Annotated in this window: 24 protein-coding genes; 7 read left to right on the plus strand and 17 right to left on the minus strand. The window is 66.0% G+C overall.

Annotation, left to right across the window (positions count from 1 at the left end):
* Nucleotides 1-39: 39 nt before the first annotated feature.
* A complete protein-coding gene (locus tag DI606_RS03850; RefSeq protein WP_293979895.1) occupies nucleotides 40-501 on the minus strand; it encodes a MarR family winged helix-turn-helix transcriptional regulator in 462 nt (153 codons plus the stop codon).
* An 89-nt stretch (nucleotides 502-590) separates the two neighbouring features.
* On the opposite strand from DI606_RS03850, the gene hmgA reads away from it, so the two are divergent.
* Both hmgA and fahA read left to right on the plus strand, forming a co-directional pair.
* Nucleotides 591-1,877 (plus strand): homogentisate 1,2-dioxygenase, encoded by a 1,287-nt coding sequence (hmgA, locus tag DI606_RS03855; protein WP_293979897.1) that lies wholly within the window; start codon nucleotides 591-593, stop codon nucleotides 1,875-1,877.
* On the plus strand, nucleotides 1,874-3,160 hold the full coding sequence (fahA, locus tag DI606_RS03860) for a fumarylacetoacetase (protein WP_293979899.1): 1,287 nt from the start codon (nucleotides 1,874-1,876) through the stop codon (nucleotides 3,158-3,160). The genes hmgA and fahA overlap by 4 nt, the downstream gene beginning before the upstream one ends.
* A gap of 146 nt (nucleotides 3,161-3,306) precedes the next feature.
* Here the strand turns inward: fahA and DI606_RS03865 are convergent, their stop codons facing one another.
* From DI606_RS03865 to DI606_RS03920, 12 genes are all read right to left on the minus strand, one after another.
* Nucleotides 3,307-3,459: a hypothetical protein gene (locus DI606_RS03865; RefSeq protein WP_293979900.1), complete on the minus strand. Its 153-nt coding sequence runs from the start codon at nucleotides 3,457-3,459 to the stop codon at nucleotides 3,307-3,309.
* Between the two features lie 107 nt (nucleotides 3,460-3,566).
* Entirely contained in the window at nucleotides 3,567-4,217 is a 651-nt protein-coding gene (locus tag DI606_RS03870) for a peroxiredoxin-like family protein (protein ID WP_293979901.1), read from the minus strand.
* A 56-nt stretch (nucleotides 4,218-4,273) separates the two neighbouring features.
* Nucleotides 4,274-5,623: an LLM class flavin-dependent oxidoreductase gene (locus DI606_RS03875; RefSeq protein ID WP_293979902.1), complete on the minus strand. Its 1,350-nt coding sequence runs from the start codon at nucleotides 5,621-5,623 to the stop codon at nucleotides 4,274-4,276.
* A 10-nt stretch (nucleotides 5,624-5,633) separates the two neighbouring features.
* Complete coding sequence (locus tag DI606_RS03880) at nucleotides 5,634-6,425, minus strand: class II aldolase/adducin family protein (protein ID WP_293979904.1); 792 nt, start codon at nucleotides 6,423-6,425, stop codon at nucleotides 5,634-5,636.
* Between the two features lie 83 nt (nucleotides 6,426-6,508).
* On the minus strand, nucleotides 6,509-7,474 hold the full coding sequence (locus DI606_RS03885; RefSeq protein ID WP_293979906.1) for an ABC transporter substrate-binding protein: 966 nt from the start codon (nucleotides 7,472-7,474) through the stop codon (nucleotides 6,509-6,511).
* The gene (locus DI606_RS03890; RefSeq protein ID WP_293979908.1) at nucleotides 7,449-10,037 is read right to left on the minus strand and encodes a TonB-dependent siderophore receptor; all 2,589 of its coding nucleotides are present in this window, start codon (nucleotides 10,035-10,037) and stop codon (nucleotides 7,449-7,451) included. Before DI606_RS03890 ends, DI606_RS03885 begins: the two co-directional genes overlap by 26 nt.
* An 87-nt stretch (nucleotides 10,038-10,124) precedes the next feature.
* Nucleotides 10,125-11,096 carry an ABC transporter substrate-binding protein gene (locus tag DI606_RS03895; protein ID WP_293979910.1) on the minus strand — a complete coding sequence of 324 codons (972 nt, stop codon included), beginning with the start codon at nucleotides 11,094-11,096 and terminating at the stop codon, nucleotides 10,125-10,127.
* Between the two features lie 3 nt (nucleotides 11,097-11,099).
* Nucleotides 11,100-12,188, minus strand: coding sequence for an LLM class flavin-dependent oxidoreductase (locus DI606_RS03900; protein WP_293979911.1), 1,089 nt, complete (start codon nucleotides 12,186-12,188; stop codon nucleotides 11,100-11,102).
* 24 nt (nucleotides 12,189-12,212) lie between these two features.
* Nucleotides 12,213-13,475 carry a rhodanese-like domain-containing protein gene (locus DI606_RS03905; protein WP_293979912.1) on the minus strand — a complete coding sequence of 421 codons (1,263 nt, stop codon included), beginning with the start codon at nucleotides 13,473-13,475 and terminating at the stop codon, nucleotides 12,213-12,215.
* Entirely contained in the window at nucleotides 13,472-14,086 is a 615-nt protein-coding gene (locus DI606_RS03910; RefSeq protein ID WP_293979914.1) for a cysteine dioxygenase, read from the minus strand. The genes DI606_RS03905 and DI606_RS03910 overlap by 4 nt, the downstream gene beginning before the upstream one ends.
* Entirely contained in the window at nucleotides 14,083-14,871 is a 789-nt protein-coding gene (locus DI606_RS03915) for an ABC transporter ATP-binding protein (RefSeq protein WP_293979915.1), read from the minus strand. Before DI606_RS03915 ends, DI606_RS03910 begins: the two co-directional genes overlap by 4 nt.
* Before the next feature lie 2 nt (nucleotides 14,872-14,873).
* The gene (locus DI606_RS03920; protein WP_293979916.1) at nucleotides 14,874-15,683 is read right to left on the minus strand and encodes an ABC transporter permease; all 810 of its coding nucleotides are present in this window, start codon (nucleotides 15,681-15,683) and stop codon (nucleotides 14,874-14,876) included.
* Between the two features lie 289 nt (nucleotides 15,684-15,972).
* Here DI606_RS03920 and DI606_RS03925 point away from each other — a divergent pair, with 289 nt between their 5' ends.
* Nucleotides 15,973-16,809, plus strand: a complete 837-nt coding sequence (locus DI606_RS03925; RefSeq protein WP_293979991.1) for a LysR substrate-binding domain-containing protein — start codon at nucleotides 15,973-15,975, stop codon at nucleotides 16,807-16,809.
* Nucleotides 16,810-16,822: 13 nt separating this feature from the next.
* Here DI606_RS03925 and DI606_RS03930 read toward each other — a convergent pair whose 3' ends face one another.
* The 4 genes from DI606_RS03930 to DI606_RS03945 are packed head-to-tail and all read right to left on the minus strand — an operon-like array spanning nucleotide 16,823 to nucleotide 20,076.
* Nucleotides 16,823-17,770, minus strand: a complete 948-nt coding sequence (locus DI606_RS03930) for an NAD(P)-dependent oxidoreductase (RefSeq protein ID WP_293979918.1) — start codon at nucleotides 17,768-17,770, stop codon at nucleotides 16,823-16,825.
* Between the two features lie 2 nt (nucleotides 17,771-17,772).
* On the minus strand, nucleotides 17,773-18,948 hold the full coding sequence (locus tag DI606_RS03935) for an acyl-CoA dehydrogenase family protein (protein ID WP_293979920.1): 1,176 nt from the start codon (nucleotides 18,946-18,948) through the stop codon (nucleotides 17,773-17,775).
* A 5-nt stretch (nucleotides 18,949-18,953) separates the two neighbouring features.
* Nucleotides 18,954-19,961 carry an ABC transporter substrate-binding protein gene (locus DI606_RS03940; RefSeq protein WP_293979922.1) on the minus strand — a complete coding sequence of 336 codons (1,008 nt, stop codon included), beginning with the start codon at nucleotides 19,959-19,961 and terminating at the stop codon, nucleotides 18,954-18,956.
* Nucleotides 19,933-20,076 carry a hypothetical protein gene (locus DI606_RS03945; protein ID WP_293979924.1) on the minus strand — a complete coding sequence of 48 codons (144 nt, stop codon included), beginning with the start codon at nucleotides 20,074-20,076 and terminating at the stop codon, nucleotides 19,933-19,935. Before DI606_RS03945 ends, DI606_RS03940 begins: the two co-directional genes overlap by 29 nt.
* Before the next feature lie 104 nt (nucleotides 20,077-20,180).
* Here DI606_RS03945 and DI606_RS03950 point away from each other — a divergent pair, with 104 nt between their 5' ends.
* From DI606_RS03950 to DI606_RS03965, 4 genes are all read left to right on the plus strand, one after another.
* Nucleotides 20,181-21,533 (plus strand): FAD/NAD(P)-binding protein, encoded by a 1,353-nt coding sequence (locus tag DI606_RS03950; protein WP_293979926.1) that lies wholly within the window; start codon nucleotides 20,181-20,183, stop codon nucleotides 21,531-21,533.
* A 111-nt stretch (nucleotides 21,534-21,644) separates the two neighbouring features.
* Nucleotides 21,645-22,982 (plus strand): LLM class flavin-dependent oxidoreductase, encoded by a 1,338-nt coding sequence (locus DI606_RS03955; protein WP_293979928.1) that lies wholly within the window; start codon nucleotides 21,645-21,647, stop codon nucleotides 22,980-22,982.
* A gap of 297 nt (nucleotides 22,983-23,279) precedes the next feature.
* On the plus strand, nucleotides 23,280-24,401 hold the full coding sequence (alr, locus tag DI606_RS03960; RefSeq protein WP_293979943.1) for an alanine racemase: 1,122 nt from the start codon (nucleotides 23,280-23,282) through the stop codon (nucleotides 24,399-24,401).
* A 94-nt stretch (nucleotides 24,402-24,495) separates the two neighbouring features.
* Nucleotides 24,496-25,392, plus strand: coding sequence for a LysR family transcriptional regulator (locus tag DI606_RS03965; protein ID WP_293979945.1), 897 nt, complete (start codon nucleotides 24,496-24,498; stop codon nucleotides 25,390-25,392).
* Nucleotides 25,393-25,516 lie beyond the last annotated feature (124 nt).

The raw sequence follows: 25,516 nt of genomic DNA on the forward strand, positions 1-25,516 counted from the left end.
GACAGCTGAACATGTTTTTACGCGATGCGGCTTCCAGCGTCAGGGTTTAGCGTCGGTGGAGAGCGCAAGGGTCGCCGCGTCGATGCGGCCCAGCATGTCGCGGAGCTGGCGGATTTCTGTCGGGGAAAGGGACGCGATGACCTGCGCCTCCAGGCGTAGCGCTTCGGGCGCGATGCGGTCGAACAGCGACCTGCCCGCAGGCGAGAGCCGCAGACGAAGCGCGCGGCGATCCTGTCCGCTCGCTGCCCGATCGAGCAGCCCCTTGCCCGCCAGCGCCTTGGCCGCACGGCTGACCATCACTTTGTCCATGCGCGTGCGGTCGCCGATGTCCTGTTGCGAGATGCCGGGGCGTTCCGCGACATGGGCCATGACTCGCCATTCCGGGATCGAAAGGTCGAACATCGTACGATAGGCCCTGGCGATGCGTTCGCTCAGCACGCTTGCGGTGTAGGACAAGCGATAGGGGAGAAAGGTGTCCAGCGTCAGCCCATCGTTACTCATACCGAAAAACGTAACATTTGACACCATTTGCGGCAAGGTTCATGACTGCGTAAGGTTTCAAATGTAACGATTTGCTCCGGGAGACGGCGATGGAGAGGCTATCTTACCTGACGGGATTTGGTGGCCATTTTTCGACCGAAGCGGTCGAGGGCGCCTTGCCGATCGGGCGCAATTCGCCGCAACGTCCGCCATTCGGACTTTATGCAGAGCAGCTTTCCGGCACCGCTTTCACTGCTCCCCGGCACGAAAATCGCCGGAGCTGGCTCTACCGCATGCGGCCCGCAGCCCAGCATGACCGGTTCGAGCGCTACGAAGGCAATGCTTTGTTCGGGCAATCCTTCTCCGACGATCCCCTGCCCCCCAACAGAATGCGGTGGAACCCGTTAGAGGAGAGTGCGAACGGGGCGGACTGGCTCGATTCGATGCGGACCATGATGGGCAATGGCTCGGCCGAACGGATGGAGGGCGTTGCGGTTCACCTCTATGCCGCCGACCGGGACATGATCGATCGCGTCTTCTGCAACGCCGACGGCGAATTGCTGTTCGTGCCGCAGCAGGGCAGCATCATGCTGGAGACGGAGTTGGGGCGGCTGGCGGTCCCGCCCGGCCATGTCGCAGCGGTGCCGAGGGGCGTGCGGTTTCGCGTGCTGCTGCCCGAAGGAAGCGCGAAGGGGTATGTCGCGGAAAATCACGGCGCGCTGTTCCGCCTGCCCGACCTAGGACCGATCGGATCGAACGGCCTTGCCAACCCGCGCGATTTCGAAACGCCGGTCGCCTGGTTCGAGGATCGCGATGCACCGACGCAGGTCGTGCAGAAGTTCCTCGGCCGGTTGTGGCACGTGACGCTGGACCACTCGCCGCTCGATGTTGTCGCATGGCATGGGAACCTTGCCCCCTATCGTTACGACCTGTCGCGGTTCAACACGATGAATACCGTCAGCTACGATCATCCCGACCCGTCGATCTTCACCGTGCTCACATCCCCTTCGGAAAGCCCCGGTCGCGCCAACGCCGATTTCGTGATCTTTCCGCCGCGCTGGATGGTGGCGGAGGATACGTTCCGCCCGCCCTGGTTCCACCGCAACGTCATGAGCGAGGCGATGGGCCTGATCCACGGGGCCTATGACGCCAAGGCTGAGGGGTTCGTGCCCGGCGGGCTCAGCCTCCACAATCTGATGGCGGGACACGGGCCGGACCGGGCGACATGGGAAACGGCAAGCCGCGCGGACCTGAAACCGCACCGGATCGACGCGACGATGGCGTTCATGGTCGAAAGCTGCTGGCCATACCGGCTGACGCCCCATGCCCTGAGCTGTGCGCAGGGCAATTACGACAATGTGTGGAACGGATTTACCAAGGCGGAGCTGCCCCGATGACGACGACGATCGACGAAACCCACGACCCCGCCCGGCAAAGCTGGGTCGAGAGCGCCCGGGGCCATGCGGACTTTCCGATCCAGAACCTGCCGTTCGGGATTTTCGCGCCCGCAGGGGGCGACAGGCGGGTCGGCGTCGCCATCGGCGATGCGATCCTCGACCTTCGCGCCATGGCGGACCGGCTGCCGGAGGATGTCGCGCAGGCGGTCGGATCGGACAGCCTGAACGCCCTGTTCGCTTTGCCCGCCAGCACCCGCCGGGCATTGCGGCGGCGAGTGTCGGAGTTGCTCAGCCGGGAGGAGCATCGTGACGCGGTCGCCCCGCATCTGCATGAGGCGGGGTCCTGCACGCTGCACATGCCCGCCAGGATCGGCGATTATACCGACTTCTATGTCGGCATCCATCATGCGCAGAATATCGGGTCGATGCTGCGGCCCGACAATCCGTTGCTCCCCAACTATAAATGGGTGCCGATCGGCTATCACGGTCGGGCTTCTTCGATACGGATCACGGACGAACCGGTGCGCCGCCCCAAGGGGCAGATCAAGCCGCCGGAGCAGGATGCGCCGGTCTTTGCCCCAACCCGGAGGCTCGATTTCGAGCTGGAGATGGGTTTGTGGATCGGACAGGGCAATGCGCTCGGCGAAGCCATCGGGATCGATGAGGCGGGCGAGCATATCGCAGGCTTCTGTCTGCTCAACGACTGGTCGGCGCGCGACATGCAGGCGTGGGAATATCAACCGCTCGGCCCGTTCCTGGCCAAGAGTTTCCATTCGACCATCTCGCCCTGGGTCGTGACGGCAGAAGCGCTGGCGCCGTTTCGCGCGGCGCAGGCGGTGCGGGCGGAAGGCGATCCCCGCCCGCTCGACTATCTGTGGGACGAGGCCGATCAGGCGGCGGGCGCCCTCGACATCGAGCTCGAAGTGCATCTGTCGTCGCGGGCGATGCGGGAAGCGGACATGGCCCCGCATCGGATCGGCCATGGTACGGCGCGGTCGATGTATTGGACCCCCGCGCAGATCGTGACGCATCACGCCTCCAACGGATGCAACCTCCAGCCCGGCGACCTGTTGGGGACCGGCACGATATCGGGAACGACGCAGGACAGTTGCGGCAGCCTGTTCGAAATGAGCCGGGGCGGGAAGACGCCGGTCGTGCTGCCGGACGGGGAAAGCCGCTCGTTCCTCGAGGATGGCGACGAGGTGACATTGTCCGCCCGGGCGCGGGCGGAGGGCTTCGTATCCATCGGCTTCAGCCTTTGCCGGGGGCGGATCATGGGCTGATGCACCCGGCGGGCGATATCGAGACAGCGAAGGATACAGTTACGCACCGTTTGCGCGTACCTCGGCAGCCGGCGGATACGATAGTCTGCGACATATCGTGACACGGCCTTCCCCAAAGCGGGATCGGCAATCGCACGGTGCGGGATTCAGTCGCGCCGGGCGGTTGCCGCCTTTTGATGATCGTGCCGTGACAATGGGCAGATGAGGCTATTCAGGCGCGTTTCATTCTGAACGCCCGATGCCAGCATCGCGCACAGCCAGTCCAGACACCTTGCCAGTAACAGCATGGTCCTCTCCATTTTCTCCTGTCCGTGAATTTATCACAGGCGCTTCGAGAGAAAAGACGGATTCGTCGTGCCCGCGAAAATGATACGGGACGGTACGGAGACGCCGTTGCGCCTCCCCGTCAGGCAAGGCGCGCAACGATGGTTTCGGCTTCGGGCCGGTCGAGCCAGTCGGGGCTGACGTCGATGGAACGCACGACGCGGCCCTTGCCCACATGGAGCACGGTGGGTTGAGGCAGCAGCCATGTGCCGGTGCCGGTCACCTCGCCGATCCAGCCCGCGGGCGGGGGCGACGGTGTGTCGTCGGGTTCGAAAGCGATGCCGATGTGTCGTGCGAGGAGATTGTCGGTGTCGGTCGCGACGGGAAAAGGCAGCCGGTGGCGGTGCTTGATTGCCGCCAGCGCATCGGGCTGCTGCGGGCTGAGCGCGACGAGCGGAATGTTGCGTTCGGCAAGATCGGGATAGAGCGCTTCGGCATAATAAGGCAGCGCGATGTTGCAGGCGGGGCATCCGGCAAAGCGGAAGAAGATGAAAAGCGCCGACCCGTTGGCGGTCAGGCCGCCGATCGACAGGTCGCCGCCGTCGACTTCCGGAAAATGAAAGTCGGGCAGGCTGTCCCCTGGCTGCGCCACGGCGGCGGGATCGAACCGGTCGAGCAGCAGGCGGCGCTGCCGTGCATTGCCTTCGAGCTGAGCTGTCGACCATGTCCGGTCGCGCTCTGCCTGAAGTGCGGCGTATCGGGTGCTCAGGGGCTGGGTCAATAGGGTCGCCATCGTAGTCTCCTTGCGGTCGGGCTGGCGTCGCCGAAGGGCGGCGCATGTTCAAAGGATCAGGCTGCGTCCCGCCGTCCGGCTTCATGCGGTGCTCCGCGGGTCGGGATCGGCAGGCCGAGATGCGCGCGCAGCGTGTCGCCTTCATAATCGGTGCGGAACAGGCCGCGTGCCTGGAGGATGGGCACCACTTCGGCGACGAAGCGGGTGAACTGCGCGGGATGGCCGAGATGGACGTTGAGCCCGTCGAGCGCCCGCCCTTCGAACCAGCGCTGAATTTCGTCGGCAACGCTGCGCGCCGATCCGACGAAAGGACTGCCGCGCCCGGCCCGCGCCTGTTCGACCGCCTGGCGCAGGGTCAGGCCCTTTGCCGCCGCATCCTGCGTGATCCGGCTCGCCTGCGTGAAGAAGCTGCTCCTCGCATGGTCGAGCGCCTTGACAGGGAAAGGCGCGTCGGGATCGTAGCGGCGAAAGTCGTGCCAGCCGAACGGGCGACCGAATTCGGCCAGCGCCTGATCGAAACTCTGGTCCTGTGCGCGGCAGGCGCGTTCGGTTGCCCTGGCGTCCTCGTCGGTGTCGCCGACATAGACGGTAAAACCGGGCAGGATTACGATGTCGTCGGGATCGCGGCCGAGCCGCGCGGCGCGCCCCTTGAGGTCGGCGTAGAAGGCCTGCCCCTGTTCGAATGTCGCGGCGTGGGTGAAGATCGCGTCGGCGACCGTCGCGCCAAGGTCGCGGCCCTGGTCGCTGTCGCCCGCCTGGAAGATCACCGGTTCCCCCTGCGGCGAACGCTGGATGTTGAGCGGGCCTGCCACCTGGAAGAATTCGCCGCGATGGTCGAGCCTGTGCAGCCGGTCGGGATCGAGGAACTGCCCGGTCGCCCGGTCGCGGACCAGCGCACCATCCTCCCAGCTCGACCAAAGCCCGCGCGCCACGTTCAGAAATTCGGCCGCGCGCCGGTAGCGCGTATCATAGTCGAAATGGTCCGGCAGGCTGAAATTGCTTGCGGTGCCCGCGTCTCCGCTGGTGACGACATTCCACCCTGCCCGCCCCTTGCTGATGAGATCGAGCGAGGCGAGCCGCCGCGCGAGGTTGAACGGATCGTTGTACGATGTGGTGAAGGTGCCGACGAGGCCGATACGCTGCGTCGCGACGGCAAGCGCCGACAGGAGGGTGAGCGGTTCCAGCCGATTGAGATAATGGGGCGGCGAATGGGGCGTGATAAACTGGCTGTCGACGATGAAGACGAGGTCGAACCTGGCCGCTTCGGCCTGGCGGACGATGTCGATCGTCCAGTCGATGTTGACGCTGGCGTCGAGCGGGATGTCGGGATCGAGCCAGCGATTGCTGTCGCCGGGACCGCCGACGCCGGTGGGCACGAGCCCGAGCTTGAGCTGCCGCTGGCGCATGGTCGGCTCCTTATGCATCGAAGCCGGGGGAGTGGCGCTGCGCCTTGCGGAGCGCGGCCTCCCAGACGAGATCGTAATGCGACCGTGCGCCCTCGACGGGCTTGCGTTCGCGGGCGATCTGACGACGCACTTCTTCCTGCGCGGCTTCGGGGGCGATCAGCACATGGTCTCTGCCGATCGAAAGGGTGCGCACCTGAGCCTTGCAGGCTTCCTCCAGATGATAGATGCCGCCGAACGCCTCGCCCGGGGTCTCGCCGAGCGCCAAGGTACCGTGATTGCGCAGCAGCATCACCTTGGTGTCGCCGAGGTCGGCGACGAGCCGGTCGCGTTCGTCGAGATTGAGCGCGACCCCTTCGTAATCATGATAGGACAGGCGCGGAATGAGCGCGAGCGCCCGCTGGTTGAGCGGCAGCAGCCCTTCGGCATGCGCGGACACCGCCATCCCGTCCGCGCTATGGAAATGCGCGATGTAATGCGCATCCTCCCGCGCGCCGTGGATCGCGGAATGGATGACATAGCCCGCATAGTTGATGCCATATTGGCTCTCGCCGATCACATTGCCGTCGAGATCGACCTTGACGAGGCTGGACGCAGTGATCTCTTCGAAAGTGAGGCCGAAGGGGTTGATGAGGAAATGATGGTCCGGCCCCGGCACGCGCGCTGAAATGTGGGTGTAGATGAAATCGTCCCACCCATGGATGGCGGACAGGCGGTAGAATGCGGCGAGATCGACGCGCACCTTCCATTCCGCCTCGCTGACGCTGGAGCGGCTGAAACGCGAATCCTTCAGAACGGTGGCCATGGCGAAGCTCCTTTAGGGGAAGAGTGTAGAAAGGCAGCGCCGCGCCGCCCAATGAGAATGTCTGATGCAATGGCGAGAAGCGCTCATGCCGGGAAGATGCCGGGATCGACGATGGATGCGACATCGATGCGCGCGGGCAGTTCGCCATCGGCATAGAAGCGATCGACGACGCGCTGGAGCGGGACGATGACGGCGGCATCGGGTGCGACCAGCACGCCGCGCTGGCGACGGGCCATGACATCCGCCACGGCGCGCGCGACCTTCGTCTGGCGAACGAGGATGTCGGCATAGGCGTCGGGATGCTTCGCCGACCAGATCGCAGCCTTTTGCAGCCGCCCCATCACGTCGCGCAAAGCCGCCCGTTTGCCAGGGTCGTCGAGCGCCGCCTGAGACGCGGCGATGAGCGCATAGGGGCTGTTGATCCCCTCCCCATCGCGGATCAGCCGCGCGCCCGCCAGTTCGGCGGCGATCTGGTAGGTGCCGAAGGTCGCCCACACGTCGATCCGCCCCGCGGCGAAGGCCGCCGCCGCGTCGTTGGGCAGCATAAAGCCGATCTCCACCGCCTTGCGATCGACGCGCGCTTCCTTGAGCGCTTCGATCAGCAGATAATGGGATATGCTGCCCCGCGCGCTGGAGACGATCACGCGGCGGCCCTTGAGGTCCGCGATCCGGCGCACGGGCGAGCCCTTGGGCACGACGATGCCGATGTCGCGCGTAGAAAACTGCGTGCCCGCGACGATCTTGAGCGGTGCCTTGGCCGCAGCCGCGAGCACGACCGGCAGGTCGCCTGCGGGCGCTGTATCGACCGCGCCTGCGTTCAACGCTTCCAGCAGGGGCGCGGCCCCGACGAAATTGGCCCATTCGATGTCGTAGGGCAGGTCCTTTAAGGCCCCGGCGCTTTCCGCCCGCGCCTGGAGGAGGTGGACCTGATCGCCGAGCACGAGCCTAGTCCGCCCCCCCTTGCCGCCCCCGCCACATCCGGCAAGGGCGAGCGCAGCTACGCTGCCGAGGAAAGTGCGTCGATCAGAATGCAAGAGCGATCCGCCCATAATAATAGCCGCCTGCCGGATTGAAGGGGGACGGACCGTAATAGCCCTGCCCCGTCTGGGGATTGCCCGGCCCGTTGGTTTCGGGCCGCACGTCGAAGATGTTGGTCGCCCCCACCGAAAGGGTGGCGAAATGCGTGACCTTGGCGCTGATGCTGGCGTCGGTGATGATCTTGGCGCCGAAGGACCGGTCGTCGCCCGCCGCCGTGCGCTGCGTATAGGTGCCGTACCGGGTCGCGGTCAGGCTGACGCCGACGATGCCCTTCGACCAGTTGACCGTGCTGACGAGTTTCGTGCGGGGCTGGATCACTTCCAGTTCGCCGATCTTGTCGCCGCCGAAAAAGGCCGATCCGGCTCCCAGCAGCGATGTGCCGTTGGCGGCGAACAGCTGCGAAGGGGTGTCGACCACATCGGTGACACTGGTTTTCGAATAGTTGAATGCCAGCGTGACGCCGATCTTGCCCAGATCGCCCAGCGAACGGCTATAGTCGGCGACGAGGTCGAAGCCCCTGGTTTCGGTATCGGCGGCGTTGATGAAATATTCCGCCTGCTCGATATCGGAAAGGCCGTTGGCGGCGAGGATCGCGGAGATGCCGGGGCCGAACAGGCGACCGGTCCGCTCGATCCGGTTGCGGATACGGATATAATAGCCATCGAGCGTGACAGACAGCGCGGGCGCCGGAGTGAAGACGAGGCCGAGGCCCGCATTCCACGTCTTTTCCGCCTTGAGCGGCTTTGCGCCCAATAGTTGCCCGACCGTCGAATCCGCCGTCACGAGCTTGGCGACGGTGGGGCGCAATTCGGTCTGCCCGGTCGCTGCGTTGAAGAAGGACGAAGTGCGCCCGTCGGTCTGCGCATAGCCGATCTGGGTCAGCGAAGGGGCGCGGAAACCCGTGCCCACAGTGCCGCGGATCGCGAGCGTCGGCGTGAGTTCGTACCTGCTGTTGAGCTTGAGGCCGATGGGGCTGCCCGAACCGTCGCTATAATGTTCGGCACGCACCGCAGCCCCGATATACCAGGCATCGGTGGGATAGAGGCCAAGATCGACATAGCCGGCATAGACCCGGCGACCGATATCCGCTTCGTCCGCCGGGGACAGGACGATGGCACCTTGCACCACGGGCGAGGCGATCTGGCCCACATTCCAGTCATATTGCTGGTCGCCGGGACGGAAGGTGTAAGTTGCGGGCCGATAGGCGAGCGGGTCCCCGGCGAAGGTGCGGAAGCGGTCGAGCCGATATTCGCCGCCCACCGAAATCTCCAGCGGTTTGGCAAGGCCGATATCGACGCTCCGGTGCAGGTCGATATTGTGCGTCCACTGGCGGAATTCGAAATTGGCAAGATCGGGCCATTGCGTCGGGCCGGTGGGGCCGAGCGAGGGGCGGATCGACAGCCTGGAATATTGGTGGCTGTAGTTGCGTCCGAAGGAGGACGACAGGTCATAATCCCATCCGGCAAGCGTCCCGCGCAGGCCGCCGACGAACTGGAAATCCTTCTCGTCGATATTGTTGAGCGGGTAATAACCGTCCGGGAACAGGGCCGTGAAATTGGCGGTGCTGTTGGGGCGCCGGAAATTGTTGCCGATCTGCGCGTCCCGCTCGCCATAAGTGCCGAAGCTGTAGAGCGTGACATTGTCGGTCACCGGGAGTTCGGCATTATAGGCGAGGTTGAACGCCTCGATCTGCGGATCGCCATTATGCGCGCCGTCGCGGTTCCATTGCGCATTGCGGGCATTGGAGGCAGCCATATTCGCTTCCACCTGCGCTCGAGTGAGGCCGCTCGTCGCCACCACCCGATCGACGGTGCGACCGGCAGGCAGGCCGTAGATGTTGGTATCGGTCGCAGGCAGGTTCCACCACGACCCGCCCCGCCTGCGGATATCGCCGCTCAGCGTCAGGAAACCGCCATCGTCGCCGATCCGCGTGCCATAGCGGATCGTGCCTTTCCAGCTATCGGGATTGCCGTCCGCGTCGTAGAGCGTGCCATAGGTGAAATCGCCGCTCAGCCCCTCCTTCTTCGCCAGCTGGATATTGATGACGCCCGCAATGGCGTCGGTGCCATATTGGGCGGCGGCGCTGTCCTTCAAAACTTCGATCCGGTCGATGGCGCTGGTGGGGATAAGGTCGATGTCCACCGGGTTCGCGCCCGACGTGTCGGTGGGCGAATTGTTGAGAAACGCGCCGTTATGCCGCCGCTTTCCGTTGACCAGCACCAGCGTGTAGGCCGGTGCGAGGCCGCGATTGGAAACCGGGCGGCCGATGGAAAAGACACCGGCGTTGGTCGCGCCGAAATTGAGCGAGGGCAGCAGCTTCGTCAGCGCTTCGCCGAATTCCGCCGAGCCGGTCGCTTGGAGCTTTTCCGCGCCGATGACGTCGATCGGCGCGGGGCTTTCCGCCACGGTGCGGGGCGCGCCGCGCACGCCGGTTACGATGATCGTGCCCGCGTCGGCGGCCCCTGCGTCCGCCGGTTGAGCGAGCGCAGCGACGGTCTGCGCTCCGGCGGGCGAGACAGCGATGGCGACAGCTGAAACGACTGTCGGTGCGAAAAAGGCTGATCGTCTGGTCATGGTCATGGTCCCCCAAATGTCAGGGGGGCTTTATTTTCTATCGTTTTTGTTGATAAATAAATTCGGCGCGAGATCGTTGATCTTCCCTCAATTGACAGCCGCGCCGCCGCCGAAGCTGGTGTCGAACGCGCCCGCCGCGTCGCGGGGATGCTTGACGAAGCCCGCTCTTTCGAACCGGCGGGTGATGTCGCGTTCGTGCGCGACCACGGTCTTGTCGATGGGACGGGACACGCGGTTATTGCGGTCGAAACTCGCGCGGGCGATGTCGAGCGGCAGGCCCGTTTCCTTCGCCAGCACCTGCGCGAACGCGTCGGGATGGGCGCGCGCCCAAGCGACGGCCCGCGCTTCGCGTTTCAGGAAATCGGCGAGCAGGGCGCGCTTGGGACCGATCGAGTCGGCATAGGCGATGTCGATATAGAGCGGCAGGCCGTAATCCTTTGCGTCCACGACCGCCCGGGCGCCTTCCTTGACGGCGACGTTGGTGTAGGGCGTCCAGGTCGACCATGCGTCGATGGCGCCGCTGTCGAAGGCGGCCTTCGCGTCGCCGGGCGGAAGGAAAGTGATACGTACCTTGTCCGCCGGAATGCGGGCGCGTTCGAGCGCCTGCAACAGCAGATGATGGCCGATGGAGCCCCGCGTCGTGGCGACCGACCGTCCGACCAGATCCTGCGCGGTGCGGATGGGCGATCCGGTCTTCACCAGTACGGCGAGCGCTTCGGGCGCCTGGTTGACGGGAGCCTGCACCGCGATCGCCTTGACGGGGCTGCCGCTCTGCCAGGCGAAGATGAAGGGCGCGTCGGCGGCGAGGCCCAGGTCCGCCGCGCCGCCGCCGACCGCCTCCAGCAAAGGCTGAGCGGCGGGAAATTCGGACCATTCGACCTTGTAGGGCGCGCCTTCCAGAGCGCCCGAGGCCAGCATCATCGCCTTCACCTGCCCCTTCTGGTTGGCGACGCGCAGGACATGATCGTCGCCGCGCGAAAAGGTCGCGGCGGCAAGGCCAAGGCCCGCCACCGCGACAAGAGCCGTCGACAGGAGGACGACAGACTTCTTTTTCGCCATCGATCAGCCTGCCAGCGCCAGGCGACCCGCGTCGCGCTCGGCCACTTTGGCGCGGACGAGCGGCAGCAGTTCGCGGCCATAGAGGACCGAATCGCCCAGCGGATCGAAACCGCGGATCAGGAAATGATCGATGCCGATGTCATAATAATCGAGCATCGCGTCCGCGACCTGTTCGGGCGTGCCGACAAGGCCGGTGCTGTTGCCCTGCGCGCCGGTGAGCGCGGCGACGCCTGTCCACAGCCGCTTGTCCTGACGGTTGGCGCTGGCGGTTTCGAGCAGGCGGAGCGATCCTGCATTAGGCGGGCGATGGCCGCTGAGCGGCAGGCCAGCCGCAACCCGGTTTTCGCGCACCTGTTCCTCGATCTCGGCTGCGCGCCGCCATGCCGCTTCCTCGGTGTCGGCGATGACCGGGCGCAGCGAGAGCGAGAAACCGGGATTGCGGCCGAAGCGCGCGGCGGATCGGCGTACGGCGCGCACCGTGTCCTGCACGGCGGCGAGCGTTTCGCCCCAGAGCGCGTAGACATCGGCATGGCGGCCCGCCACTTCGATCGCCTCGTCCGACGATCCGCCGAAGAAGACGGGCAGATTGTCCGGCTTGATCGCGCTGAACGCCTGGCGGATGTCGTAATAGCGGCCCTGATGATCGAACGGATGGGATGCCGTCCATTCCTGCCGCAGCACGGTCAGATATTCGTCGGTCCGCGCGTAGCGTTCCGCCTTCACGGTCCGCGTGTCACCGTCGCGCGCCATTTCCTCGTCCGCGCCGCCGGTGATGATATGAACGGCGACGCGCCCGCCCGATAGTTGGTCGAGCGTGGCAAGCTGCCGCGCGGCGACCGTGGGCTGAGTGAAGCCGGGACGGTGCGCCACGAGGAAGCCGAGCCGGGTGGTGCGGGCGGCGGCATGGGCAGCGACGATCTGGCTTTCGGGGCTGTTGGAGCCGAAGGGGATGAGGACGCGGTCGAAGCCTCCCTCCTCCTGCGCCTTTGCCGCTGCGTCCACATAGTCGATGTCGAGCGCGCGGCTGCGCACCGCCGCCTGCGTTTCGGACCCGTTGTTGAAGCCGATATAGCCGATGAACCTGACGCTCATGACGCGTCCTCCCTTGCTAGAAGATCAGATGACGAAGAAGCCGTGGGTGCCGTCGCGCTCCAACTGCGCGACAAGGCCATATTCCCAGTCGAGATAGGCCTGCATCGCGGCGGCCTTGTTATCGGTGCCTTCATAGGGGCGCTTGTAGCGGCCCTCCGGGCCACGGGGCGGCGGGGCGCCGTCCGACCCGCGCTCCAGCGCGACCGCCGACCAGTCGACGTCGAGCACATGGACGTCCCATCCCAGCTGTGCGAGCCAGGATGCGGTCATGTCGGCGCGCACGCCGGTGGGATCGGTCACGACGATGCGTGCGCCGCGCACCGGGGCGTTATGGTCGGTTTCCTGCACCAGCTGGCCGCCCTGCGCATTGCGAAAGCCCGGGAGATGGCCGCTTTCATATTCGCGCGGCTGGCGCACGTCATAGAGGTAGAGCGTGCGTGCGGTGTCCGCCCTGAGCGCCTCCAGCTCATCCCAGCCGATGCGTTTCACGCCTGCGCGATAGGCGACGTCGCGGGCGTGGATGCGCGCTTCCTGCGTTGCGGCGGCGTCCACCTCCGGCGCGGCGCGGGTCTGGCCGGTTTCAAGCTCCTGCCCCGCCAGCGTCCAGCCGATGGTGCCGTTGCGAAGGGCATAGACCCTGTTGGGGACGCCTGCGTTCACCAACGACTGCGCACCGATGATCGACCGGGTGCGGCCTGCGCAGTTGACGATGATCGTGGTGTCGGGATCCGGCGCGACGGTGCGCGCGTGCAACGCAAGCTCCGCGCCCGGCACGCTGGTGCCGGTGGGGATGCTCATCGTATGATATTCGTCGTAACGGCGGGCGTCGAGAATGCGAATGTCGGCCTTTTCGCGGATCAGCGCCTGCACTTCCTCGGCGGGAAGGCTGGGGGTGTGGCGGCGATGTTCGACCAGTTCGCCGAACGCCTTGCTGTAACTGTTCACGTCCTCGAACAGTTCGTATCCCGCGCCGCGCCAGCCCGAAAGGCCGCCCTCCAATTCCCGCACGTCGGTGTAGCCCAGCGCCTCCAGCCGGACGGCGGCCTTGCGCGCGAGCCCTTCGCCATCGTCGTAGACGACAATGGGCGTGGCAAGCCGCGGGATGCGCCAGCGCGCTTCCTCGTCGATGCGGCGCAGCGGGATCTGTGCGGCAAAGAGCGGGTGCCCCTGGGCGAACTCATGCTCCTCCCGCACGTCGATAAGCGCGATTTCGCTGCCGATCAGCAGCGCGCGGCGGATGTCCTGCGGGGTCGATAGCTGGATACGGGAAAGCGTGTCGGTGGTCATGGCTGTCTCGATCTGTCCCAGAGGTTGGGGATGACGCGATTGGCGTATCCCGAGATGAAGGATTTGGACGTGCCGTCGGGCGCATAGGTCGCGCGCTCCACCGCACCGATGTTCGCGCCATAGACGTGGATACTGACGGAGGGGCGGTCGGCAAGGGCGTTGGTCACGCGGTGGATGTCCCCGCCGCGCGGCGAGAAGGCGTCCACCGTGCCTGCCTGCAACAGCTCCTCTCCCTCCGCCACCAGCGCGCCTGACGGCGCGCGGCGGAACCGCTCCACCTTCTCGGCCCCGCGCAGCACGCCGACGAGGCCCCAGACGCTGTGATCGTGGATCGGGGTCGACTGGCCCGGCCCCCACACGAAACTGACGACACTGAAGCGTTCGCGGCTGTCGCAATGGAGGAGATATTGCTGGTAGCGGTCGGGATCGGGCCGGGCGAAGGCGTCGGGCAGCCATGCGTCGTCGGCGATCAGGCGCGCAAGGAGCGCGCTGCCGCTGTCCAGGATCGCTCGTTCGTCGCGCGTGGCGGCGAGAAGATCGGCGAAGGCCGTCACGAAACCGCGCAGGCGCGCCGTGTCCGTCGGGCGTTCGAGGGCGGCGAGTGCCGTCATTCCGCCGCTTCCAGGGTGGGGGCGAAGGGCAGGATGCGCGGGTCGTCGCCGCCCAGATGGGACAGCAGCGTGTCGCGCAGGCGAGCGGAGAAGCTGGCGCGTTCGCCGCGAGGCGCGGCAATGCGCTCTTCCGCGACGATCCGGCCCCGGTCGAGCACGAGCACGCGGTCGGCAAGCGCGATCGCTTCCTCGACATCGTGAGTGACGATCAGCACGGCGGGGCGATGCGCGCGCCAGAGCGACAGGACAAGGTCGTGCATCCGGTATCGGGTCAGCGCGTCGAGCGCCGCGAAGGGTTCGTCGAGCAGGAGCAGGCGGGGTTCGCGCACCAGCGCGCGGGCGAGCGCAGCGCGCTGCGCCTCCCCGCCCGACAGAGTGAGCGGCCAGGCGTCGATGCGGTGGCCAAGGCCCACTTCGCGCAGCGCCGCTTCGGCGCGGGGGCGGATATCGCCCTTGAGGCCGAGGCCCACATTCTTCCACACCGGCTTCCACGGCAACAGGCGCGCGTCCTGGAACACGACAGCGCGGCTGTCGGGCACCTCGACATCCTGCCCCCGCACTTCGTCGAGACCGGCAAGGGTGCGCAGCAGCGTGGTCTTGCCGGAGCCGGAGCGACCCAGGAGCGCGATGAATTCGCCGGGCGCGATGTCGAGGTCCAGCCCGTCGATGACGGCCGTCGGTCCGAAGCGGCGGGTGAAGCCGCGCAGGCGCACGACCGGTTCGGGATGAGGATGGGCGTGGTGGATGGCGGTGTCGACCGTGGCGAAACCGAGGCGAGCGTCCATGCTTATTGCTCCGTAATGCTGGGGCGCCAAACGAGGGCGCGCGCTTCGAGGGCACGGACCAGCCAGTCGGCACCCAGGCCGAGGATGGCGTAGACCATGAGGCATACGACGATGATGTCCGTCCGCATGAAATCGCGGGCGTTGTTGATGAGGTATCCAAGGCCCGCCGACGCGTTGATCTGTTCGGCGACGACAAGAACCAGGATCGAGACAGAAAGGGCGTAGCGCAGCCCGACCAGCAGCGAAGGCAGCGCCGAGGGCAGCACGACATGCCAGACTTGCTCGGCCCGGGTCAGCCCGAAGCTTTTGGCGGCGTCGAGCAGGCGCGGATCGACGCTGCGGATGCCGCTGTAGAGATTGAGGTAGACGGGAAAGATCGTGGCGAAGGCGATCAGCGCCACCTTGGGCGTTTCACCGATTCCGAACCAGACGATGAACAACGGCGTCAGCGCCAGGGCAGGGATGGTGCGCTTGATCTGCATGAGCGGATCGACCGCCAGTTCGCCATTGCGGGACAGGCCCGACACAAGGCCGAGCACGAGCCCCAGGGCTACGCCGATCGCCAGACCGGCAGCGACTCGGGCGAAGGAGACGAGGAGGTTGGACGGCAATTCACCGGACACCAGCATTTCCACCAGCGTCCCGATCACCGCAGAGGGTGCGGCAAGCGTGCGTTCGGGGATCAGGCCGCTGCGCGAACCCAGTTCCCACAGCAAGAGCAGCAGCAGCGGCGACAGCCAGCGACCGCCAAAGCGCGACAGTGAAAATCCGGGGCGTATCCTGTTTGACGTGTCGATTGCGGCGCTCGCCATATCGGGGTCCTCGTTCGGGTTCCCCAAGGCTCACCATTTATTCTCTACCAATTCAATTAAGTTTTTTCGCTGCGACTTATGAGCGATGTTTATAGCGCGCGGTCGGGCGTCGGTAAGGCTCCGTTCGACGCGTAAAATGGCGGATTTCGGTAACGTGATCCTTTGGGCGTAGATTTCATTGGCCGTGGCCAATCTCTACTTTTTTGATTGATATATGAGCATGGGCGATAGATGGCGTCGTTCCCGGCACCGGGTCGATCCATCCCTGTTTCTTGCAGAAAGGCCCGCCGTGCCGGTCAATCTTCCTACCAACCTGCTGCGCAGCTTCGTCGCTATCGTCGATACCGGATCGATGCTCAACGCATCGGAAAAGGTGTTCGTGACGCAATCGGCACTAAGCCTTCAGATCAAGCGACTGGAGGAACTGGTGCAGCAAAGCCTGTTCCTGCGCGACGGGCGGCGGCTCAACCTGACGGCGGCGGGCGAGGTGATGCTCGATTACGCGCGGCGCGTCTTGCTGCTCCACGACGAGGCAGTGGCCGCGGTCAGCGCCGGGCGCTTCGCCGGGCCGGCACGGATCGGCATGGTGCAGGATTTTGCCGATACGCTGCTGTCGGGGCTGCTTTCGCGCTTTGCCGAACTGCACCCCGACGCGCAAATCTATGCGCGGGTCGCGGGCACGGCGGAGTTGCAGGCGCTGCTGGATCGAAGGGAACTGGACATCCTGCTCGGCTTTGCCGCGCCCAGCGACCCGTCCGCCGTGACGGTCGCGCCGATGAGCTGGTATGGCGACGCCGTGCTGGCCGACCGCAGCGTCATTCCGCTGGCCGTGCTGGAGGAACCGTGCCGGTTCCGCGAGGCGGCGATCCGGGGGCTGGACGATGCGGGGCTGCCATGGCGGATCGCGGTCGAGACGCCCAATCTCGCGACGCTCAAGGCCGCCGTCGGGGCGGGCCTGGGCATTACCTGCCGCACGCATCTGTTCATCGGCGACGATGCGACGCTGGTGCATGAGAGGCTCCCCGCGTTGCCGCATGTCGCCGCGATCCTGCGCACCGGCGACACGCTCGACAACGCGGCCCAGCGACTGGCCGAACTGGCACACGAGACGGTCGAGGCGCTTTAGGGCCGTAGCGGCATCAATAGCCGCGCGCGGGATCGACGACGTCGGACGGCGTTTCCCCGCGCACGAAGCGCGTGATGTCGTCTCGCACCTTTTCCAGCAGCCGATGGCGCACCGAGGCGTAATTGCTGGAGATATGCGGCGTCAACCGCACCTTGGGATGGGTGTAGAGCCGGTGCCCGTCCGGCAGCGGTTCGGGATCGGTCACGTCGAGCGTGGCGAAGCCCGGCCCGTCCGTGCGGTCGAGCGCGCGGATCAGGGCATCCTGATCGACCACCGATCCTCGCGCGACGTTGACGATATGCGCGCCGGGCCTCACACAGGCGAGCAGCGCGTCGTCGAAGAGATGGCGCGTATGGGGCGTGGCTGGAACGGCGATGACGATATGGTCGGCGCGCGCGACCAGCGTGGGCAGGTCGGCGAGCAATTCGACCCCGCCGGTGCCCGTCTGCGCGCCCGACCGGCGCAGCGCGACCACCTGCGCATCGAGCGCGAGCACGCGGCGAGCCACGGCCCGACCGATGGCGCCCAGGCCGACGATGCCCACGGTGGTGCCCGACACCCGCCCCAGCGGCGCCTGTATCCATTGCGCGCGGGAGCGGGCCGTGACGGCGTCCAGATTCTTGGCATGAGCGTAGATGGCCGCGATGACATAATCGGCGATTTCGTCCGATGCCACGCCGCGACCGCAGGTGACGAGCGGTGCGTCGAGCAGCCAGTCCGGATAGAAATCGATGCCTGCCGATGCGCTATAGACCCATTGGAGCCGCCCCGGCCACACGGAAGGTCGCGCTACGCGTGGCTGTCGCCAGGCAGGTGACGGGCGGACGAGCAGCAGATCGGCCTCCGCCGCTGCGGTCCACGGTTCGTCCTCGGCCACGTCGATCACGACCGGCGCGACCGGATGCTGCCCCAGCCCCCTGTTGAATTCCGCGTCGAGTTGGCTAGCGATGATGAGCGACATGGCTATTGCCCCAAAGCAGCGCGACCGGCGGCCAGAAGGATCGTGTCGGTCTGCGGCGAATGGATGCGGCTGCACAATATGTCGCGATAATGGCGTTCCAGCGGATTGTTGCGACTGAGGCCGGGATTGCCGGTGAGTTCGAGGCCGATCTCGACCGCGCGGATGGCATTGGCGGTGACGACATGCTTGACGCTGTTGACCGCGATCGCGGTGGGCGGATCGCCTCCGTCGTAGCGCGTGGCGGCATCGCGGATCAACGTCGCATTCACCTGAAGCAGGGCCTCGATCTCGCCGAATTTCTCCTGCACGCGCGGCAGGGTGGCGAGCGACGCGCCGAGGTTCGAAGGCCTGCGGTCGTTAAGGTAGCGCGTCAGCCAGTCGCGCGCAGCACGGGCCACGCCGTCGTAGATGGTCGATATGGCAAGCGCGTTCCATATGGCGAGACCCGTGTCGCCAGCCCCTGTCGCCCATTGTTCAGGCAGGCGGATATCGACCGCATGGTCGAGCGGGGTCGGGGTATCGGTGAAGTGAACGGCGTGGCTGACGGTCGCCCGCATCCCCAGATGATCCCAGGCAGGCTCGATCACGACGCCGGGGCTGCCCGCTCTTACCAGAAAATTGCCGACGCGCGGCGCGTCCTCGTCGGTGCGGGCCCAGACCGAATACCAGTCGAGACCGGTCGATCCGGTCGAATAGATTTTCGTGCCGCTGATCGCCCAACCGTCGGCGGTCCGCCGGGCGGTCGTCGCGGGAAGGCCGCCGCGCACCGGCGTGCCGAGTTCCGGTTCGACTCGCAGCCCGCCGATCAGTCCCCGCCCCGCGACGGCATCGGCGGCCAGCGCTTCGTAGATTCCGGCGGGCCAGCCCTGCGCGCGATGGGGGCTGGCGTGATAATGATAGGTCATGAACAGGATCAGCGCGGTCGAGGGCTCACCCTTCGCCACCGCGCCCAGCACGCGCAGCGCTTCTGTCAGGTCCGCTCCGCGCCCGCCCAGTTCGCGGCGGACGGTAAGGCCGATCAGCCCCTCGCGCGCCAGCAGATCGAAGGGCGCTCGCGGAAATTCGGCGCTGCGGTCGCAGGCTTCGGCATGGGAGGCCAGTTCCTGCGTCAGCCAGTCCAGATAGGCGTCGGTGAGCGCGGGGGCTTCGGTTTGCGGGGGCGCGAGGCGGGTGGCCATGACGATCAGCCTTTTCGAACGAGGACGGAATGGAAGCGATCGTCCCAGAGCGGACGAACGTCGACGGGCCGGGGAAGCAGCTTTTGCGCGTGGAACAGGTCGGCGACCTTCTGCTGCGATGCGATGGCGTCGGACGTCACCGGACGCAGTTCATAGTTCGCGCTTTTGCGGCGGAACTGGTCCTGGACATAGGCGAGCGGCACGCCGATATCCTGCGACACGATCCGCGCCCATTCGTCCTGATGCGCCGCCGCCCAGGAATAGGCCCTGCGCAAGAGGCCGAGATAGTCGCCGATGATCCGTGCCCTGGTCGGATCGGCCAGCGCATCGACATGCGCCGCGACCAGATAATTGCCGGACAGGATGCCCTGGGCGGTGCGCAGGATGCGCGCACCCTCGGTCGCGATCGCGCGCTGGATCGGAAAGCCGTAGATCGCCCATGCGTCGAGCGCGCCTTGCGCGAAGGCCGCCGCGCCGTCGCTGACGCCCATGGCGACCGGCCTGATGTCGTCCCAGCCAAGGCCGACTTCTTCCAACATGCGAATGAGGAAATATTGCGATGTGGTGGCGCGCACATAGCCGACCCGCTTACCCTTGAGATCGGCGATGCTCTTCGCCCGCGATCCTTTGGGGACGATCACGGCCTGATTATTGACGTCGCCATGGACCACCGCGATCTGGCGGAAGCTCTGGATGGTGGAGGCGGCGGCGAAGATGGGCGGGATCTCGCTCATCCCCCCGAAGTCGAGCGATCCGCCGTTCAACGCCTCGATCACCAGATGGCCCGACTGAAATTCGCTATAGGCGATATCGAACCCTTCGGCCTTGATCCCCGCCACCTTGAAGAGCAGTCGGGTGTCGCTGTCCCCCTTGCCGGTGACGGAGACACGCAGCGTCGGTCGCCCCCCGCCGCCCGCCCCGCATGCCGACAGCATGAGGCAGGCCGAGGCGGTGCCGCTCAGGAACAGGCGGCGCGAAACGGCGTCAGCGGTCACGATCGCCTTGCCCGTCATGCAGGGGGCCGCCTGCGCGTTCGAACAGGACCACGTCGGGATCGCGCAGCAGTTCGCGGGCCGCCGCCTCTTTCCAGCGGCGCCATCCGGCCAGAAGAGATCGCAGGGATGACATCGAGTCGCATCTCCAAAAAACATCGCAACAGCTATTTATCTATCGGGCTAGTAGAGATATGTCTCACAAGCAATGCTGACCGATCCATTAGAAAAGCTTGATCGATGCTGATCGCAGACCATGTCGCCATTGTCGGCGGGGGCTTCACCGGGACGCTGTTGGCGATCAACCTGCTGCGTCATGGCGACGCACATGTGACGCTGATCGAGCGGCGGCACGACAGGCTGGGGCGCGGGCTTGCCTATGGCGCGGCGCAGGACGACCATCTGCTGAACGTGCGCGCCGCCAATATGAGCGCCCTGCCCGACCGCCCCGGCCATTTCGCCGACTGGCTGAAGGCGCGTCAGGGCGGACAGGATGCGAGTTTCGCGACGCGCGGGACCTATGGCCTCTATCTTCGTGCGTTGCTGGACGAAGCGGCGAGGGATGCCGGCGCACGGTTGCGCCTGATCGAGGCGGAAGCGGTCGACATCCAGCAAACGACCGGCGCCGCGACGGTAAGCCTGGGATCGGGCGAAAGAGTGGAGGCGGATATTGCCGTCATTGCGCCGGGGAACCTGCCGCCGCACGATCTGCCGCCCTTTGCGGATCTGTCGCACCCGGCCTATATCGACGATCCCTGGGCGGCGCGGTTGAGCGAGGGTCTCGAGCGGCAGGACGACGTACTGCTGCTGGGCAGCGGCCTCACGGCAATCGATTGTGCGCTCAGCCTTCAATCGTCGGGATTTGCCGGGCAGATCGTCGCCATATCGCGGCGCGGCCTGATGCCCCACGCCCATGCGCCGGTGTCGATGGGAACGCCCCTTCCCGAAAGGCCGACGGGATCGGCGTCCCAGCTGGTGCGGCAGGTGCGTGCGCGGGCGCTGGAAACCGGCTGGCGCGCGGCGGTGGACGAGCTGCGCCCCTTTACCCAGGACCTGTGGCGCAGCGCGAGCGCGCAGGAGCGCGCGCGGTTCCTGCGGCACCTGAGGCCCTATTGGGACGTGCATCGCCATCGCATCGCCCCGGCGGTCGCGGCCAGGCTGGCGGCGATGCAGGACGCGGGACGACTGGAGATCGAGGCGGCACGGATCGTCGAAGTGCGGCCGGAGGCGGAGCGGATCGCGGTCGCGCTCCGGTCGCGCGGCGGCGACGCGATCGCATGGCGGCGCTTTGCACGCGTCGTGAACTGCACCGGCCCGCTCGGCGACCTGCGCCGGACCCGCGATCCGCTGTTGCGCGCGCTGACGAAGCGGGGTGCGATCCGCCCCGATCCGCTGGCGATCGGCATCGATGTCGATCGCCAGTGCCGCGCGGTGGACATGTCCGGCGCGGCACAGGACAGGCTGCGCGTCGCCGGGCCTATGACGCGCGGTGCGCATTGGGAGATCGTCGCGGTGCCCGATATCCGGCGGCAGGTCTGGACGCTGGCACGGGAAATCAGCCATGCCCATTGGGTCGAGGCAGCGGGGCTGTGATCCCGCGCAACTATTTGCCCAAGTCATAACGTCCGCACGACTTCGCGTTGGTCGCGGGACGCCGCCTGCCCCTATCCTTTCGCCCTCTTCTTCGCACGAAAGGGCAGTCCCATGGCGAAATCCCCGCACATCAAGCTCGGCTTCATCCTGCACGGCGTCGGCCGTACGTGGAACGACTGGCGTCACCCCGACCGCGATGTCGGCGCGAGCACCAGTCTGGCGCATTACCAGCGACAGGCGGCCACGGCGGAGCGCGGCAAGTTCGATTTCCTGTTCGTCGCCGACAGCCTGTCGATTACCGAAAAATCGAGCCCGCATTACCTCAACCGGTTCGAACCGATCACCATCCTGTCGGCGCTGGCCGCCACCACATCTCGCGTCGGATTGGTCGCCACGCTGACCGTCAGCTATTCCGAGCCGTTCAACGTCGCACGCCAGTTCGCCTCGCTCGATCATTTGAGCGGCGGGCGGGCAGGATGGAACGTCGTTACCTCCTGGCTCGGCGATACTGCCGCCAATTTCAGCAAGGCCGAACATCCCGCCCACGCGACCCGCTATCGCATCGCCGCTGAATATCTCGATGTGGTGAAGGGCCTGTGGGACAGCTGGGAAGACGGCGCGCACGTCGGTGACAAGGAGAGCGGGCGTTTCGTCGATTCCGACCGGCTGCACCGGCTGGACCATAAGGGCGAATTTTTCCAGGTGCGCGGCCCGCTCAACATCAAGCGCACGCCGCAAGGGCAGCCCGTGATCTTTCAGGCCGGCGCATCGGAGGATGGGCGCAGCTTCGCCGCGCGACATGCCGAAGTGATCTTCACACATGCGCCGACCCGTGAAGAAGGGCAGGCCTATCTTGCCGACGTGAAAGCGCGTGCCAAGGGCTTTGGCCGCGACCCCGACCTGCTGTTCGTGCTGCCGGGCATCGCACCGATCGTCGGCGACACGGACGAAGACGCCGAGGCGCGCTATCGCGAACTGGCGGCGCTCGAATCCATCGAAACCGGCCTCGGTTTCCTGTCGCGCACGTTCAACGATCATGATTTCCGGCAATATGATCTCGACGCACCCTTTCCCGATGTCGCCCATATCGGGTTCAACAGCCAGCAAAGCGGCGCATTGCGCATCCTGGCAGACGTGCGGGCCGAACAACTGACGCTGCGCCAGGTCGCGGAACGGCTCGCCACGCCGCGCGGCGCGTTCGTCGGGTCGCCCCAGACCGTCGCCGACCAATTGCAGACATGGTTCGAGGAGGGAGCCGCGGACGGCTTCGTCATCTTCGAGCCGTTGCCGGGCCAGCTAAACCTGTTCGTGGACAAGGTGATCCCGATCCTTCAGGCCCGCGGGCTGTTCCGGCAGGATTATGAGGGCGAAACCTTTCGCGCGCATCTGGGGCTGCCGGAACCGGAGAACCGGTATGGCACGCGCCGCTCGACGCTCCACGCCGCTTAGTCCGGTGGGCGGACCGCAACGCGCAATATCCCACCCGAACGCGCCTTTCATGACGACCATGTCCGTGCCTTAATCGCCAAGCAGCTTGCAAAGGCAGCCCGAGCGAGAGATGCGGCCGACTTGTCATCCTTCCATGCGTCACCTACCAGATGCCGGGCGCGGACAGGCGCCTGATTGACGAGTGGCACGCAGGGAATAGACAGGGTGAATGGATCGTCACGAGGTGGGCCGCATCGTTGCAAGATCGCCTCCGGCCCGACGTGTGCCTCTCTGCGGCGCCCCTGAGGAAGTGGAGCGATGAACGGCGCGGGAATGGCGACGGGGTACGCCGGGACGTTGCATATCGACCTGGGCGCGTTGATCGACAATTATCGGGCGCTTGGACGTCGCGTGGGCCATGCCCATGTCGCCGGTGTCGTGAAGGCCGACGCCTATGGCCTTGGCGCCCATGTCGTCGCGCCGGCGCTCGCGGCGGCGGGGTGTCGCCATTTCTTTGTCGCGATGCTGAGCGAAGCGCTGGCGCTGCGGCCCTTGCTCGATGCCGATTGCGATCTGTTCGTCCTCAACGGGCTGATGCCGGGGGATGAAGGCGCGTGCGCGGCGCAGGCGATTGTCCCCGTCCTCAACTCGCTGGATCAGATCGCGGGTTGGGCTGGCGAAGCGCGGCGGCTGGGCCGCCGGCTGCCCGCCGCGCTGCATCTGGACAGCGGCATGTCGCGGCTCGGCCTGTCGCCCCGCGAACTCGACCGGATTGTTGCCGACGATACGCTCATCGCTGGGATCGATGTCCGTCTGGTTATGAGCCATTTCGCTTGCGCGGATGAGCCGGACAATCCGATGAATGCGACGCAACTCGCGCGCTTCGCCGATGCAGCCAGGCACTTTCCCGGTGCGCTGCGGTCGATCGACAATTCGGGGGGCGCATTCATGGATCGTCCCGACCACGGCGATATCGTGCGTTCCGGCATCGTCCTTTATGGTGCCGCCGCGCAGGCGAGCGGTGTCGGCCTTTCTCGCGTCGTGACGCTGGAAAGCCGCGTCGTCCAGTTGCGCGATGTCGAGGCAGGGGACAGCGTGGGATATGGCATGACGCACCGCTTCGCCGCACCGGCGCGGCTGGCGACGATCGGCGTCGGCTACGCGGACGGGTGGCCACGCAGCCTGAGCGGGCGAGGACGTGTCTTCATCGGGGGACATGCAGCGCCCATCGTGGGCCGGATTTCGATGGACAGCATGACCGTCGATGTGACCGGAGTGCCAGAAGCTCTTTTAAAGCCCGGCGCCGCGGTCGAACTGATCGGCCCCCACCAGTCGGTCGATGCCGTTGCAGCGCAAGCGGGCACGATATCCTATGAAATCCTGACGCGGTTGGGGGCACGGTATGAGCGGCGATACACACCCGCCGCTCTTGTCCCCTGATCTTTGGCCACAGGCGGCGGAATAAGCGGGGCTTTATCGGCCATCCGATTGATATAGACTTCCCCCCTCCCCATGCGGGCGGAAGGACGAGTGCGTGATCAATTGCGAATTGCTGGATTTGAGGGCGCTGGTGGCCGTGGCCGAAGGTCGCAGTTTTCAGCGGGCCGCGCAGCAACTGAACCTGTCCCAGCCCGCGCTCAGTCGGCGGATCCAGAAGCTGGAAAATTCCGTGGGAGCGATTTTGTTAGATCGCACCACACGCCATGTGCGCGTCACCCCTGCGGGCCGGGAAGTGCTGCCGTTGGTCCGCCGTATGCTCGACGAATTCGACGGGTCGCTGGTCGGACTCATGGCCGATGGAGAGCGACAGGCGGGGCGGATCACGCTTGCCAGCGTGCCGAGCGCGACGGTTCGCTTTCTCCCTGACGTACTGCAACGGTTTGGCGAGGATTATCGCAATACCCGCGTTCGCATCCTCGACCTGTCGGCAACCGAATGTGCGGAGGCAGTGCGAACGGGCGAAGCGGAATTCGGCCTGTCACTGCCGGTATCGAGCGATTCCGATCTGGCCTACGAACCGCTTCACGACGATCCCTACGGATTGATCTGCCGAAAGGACGATCCGCTCGCCGCGATGCCCGATATCGCCTGGAGCGACCTGTCAGACCGGCGCCTGATCACCGTGCACCGGGCGAGCGGCAACCGCACCACGCTGGAGGCGGGACTGGCGGCGCATGGCATCGACCTGACCTGGTTCTATGAAGTGACGCGCCTCACCTCCGCGCTTGCGCTGGTGGATGCGGGGCTGGGACCCTCGATCCTGCCGCGGCTGGCCTGCGCAGGGCCGGATGCGCGCGATCTTGTCTGGCGACCGCTGGGCGAGCCCGTCATCGTGCGGACCATCGGACTTCTGAAAAGGCCTTCCGCGCCGATTTCGCCCGCTGCGGCGCGGTTCGTCAGCCTGCTGAAGGATGCCTGGGCGAAGGTTTGAAGGGCACGATGAAAGCATAGGGGGGAGCCGCGTGGACGGGGCGGCGCATATCCCGATGGGCATGATCGGCCAGACAACTCTGGGTGTAGCGGCTTCGTTCTTCATTCAATGCGCCTTGCACATA

This window comes from Sphingobium sp. (assembly GCF_003248505.1).
In the GTDB taxonomy this organism is placed as follows: domain Bacteria; phylum Pseudomonadota; class Alphaproteobacteria; order Sphingomonadales; family Sphingomonadaceae; genus Sphingobium.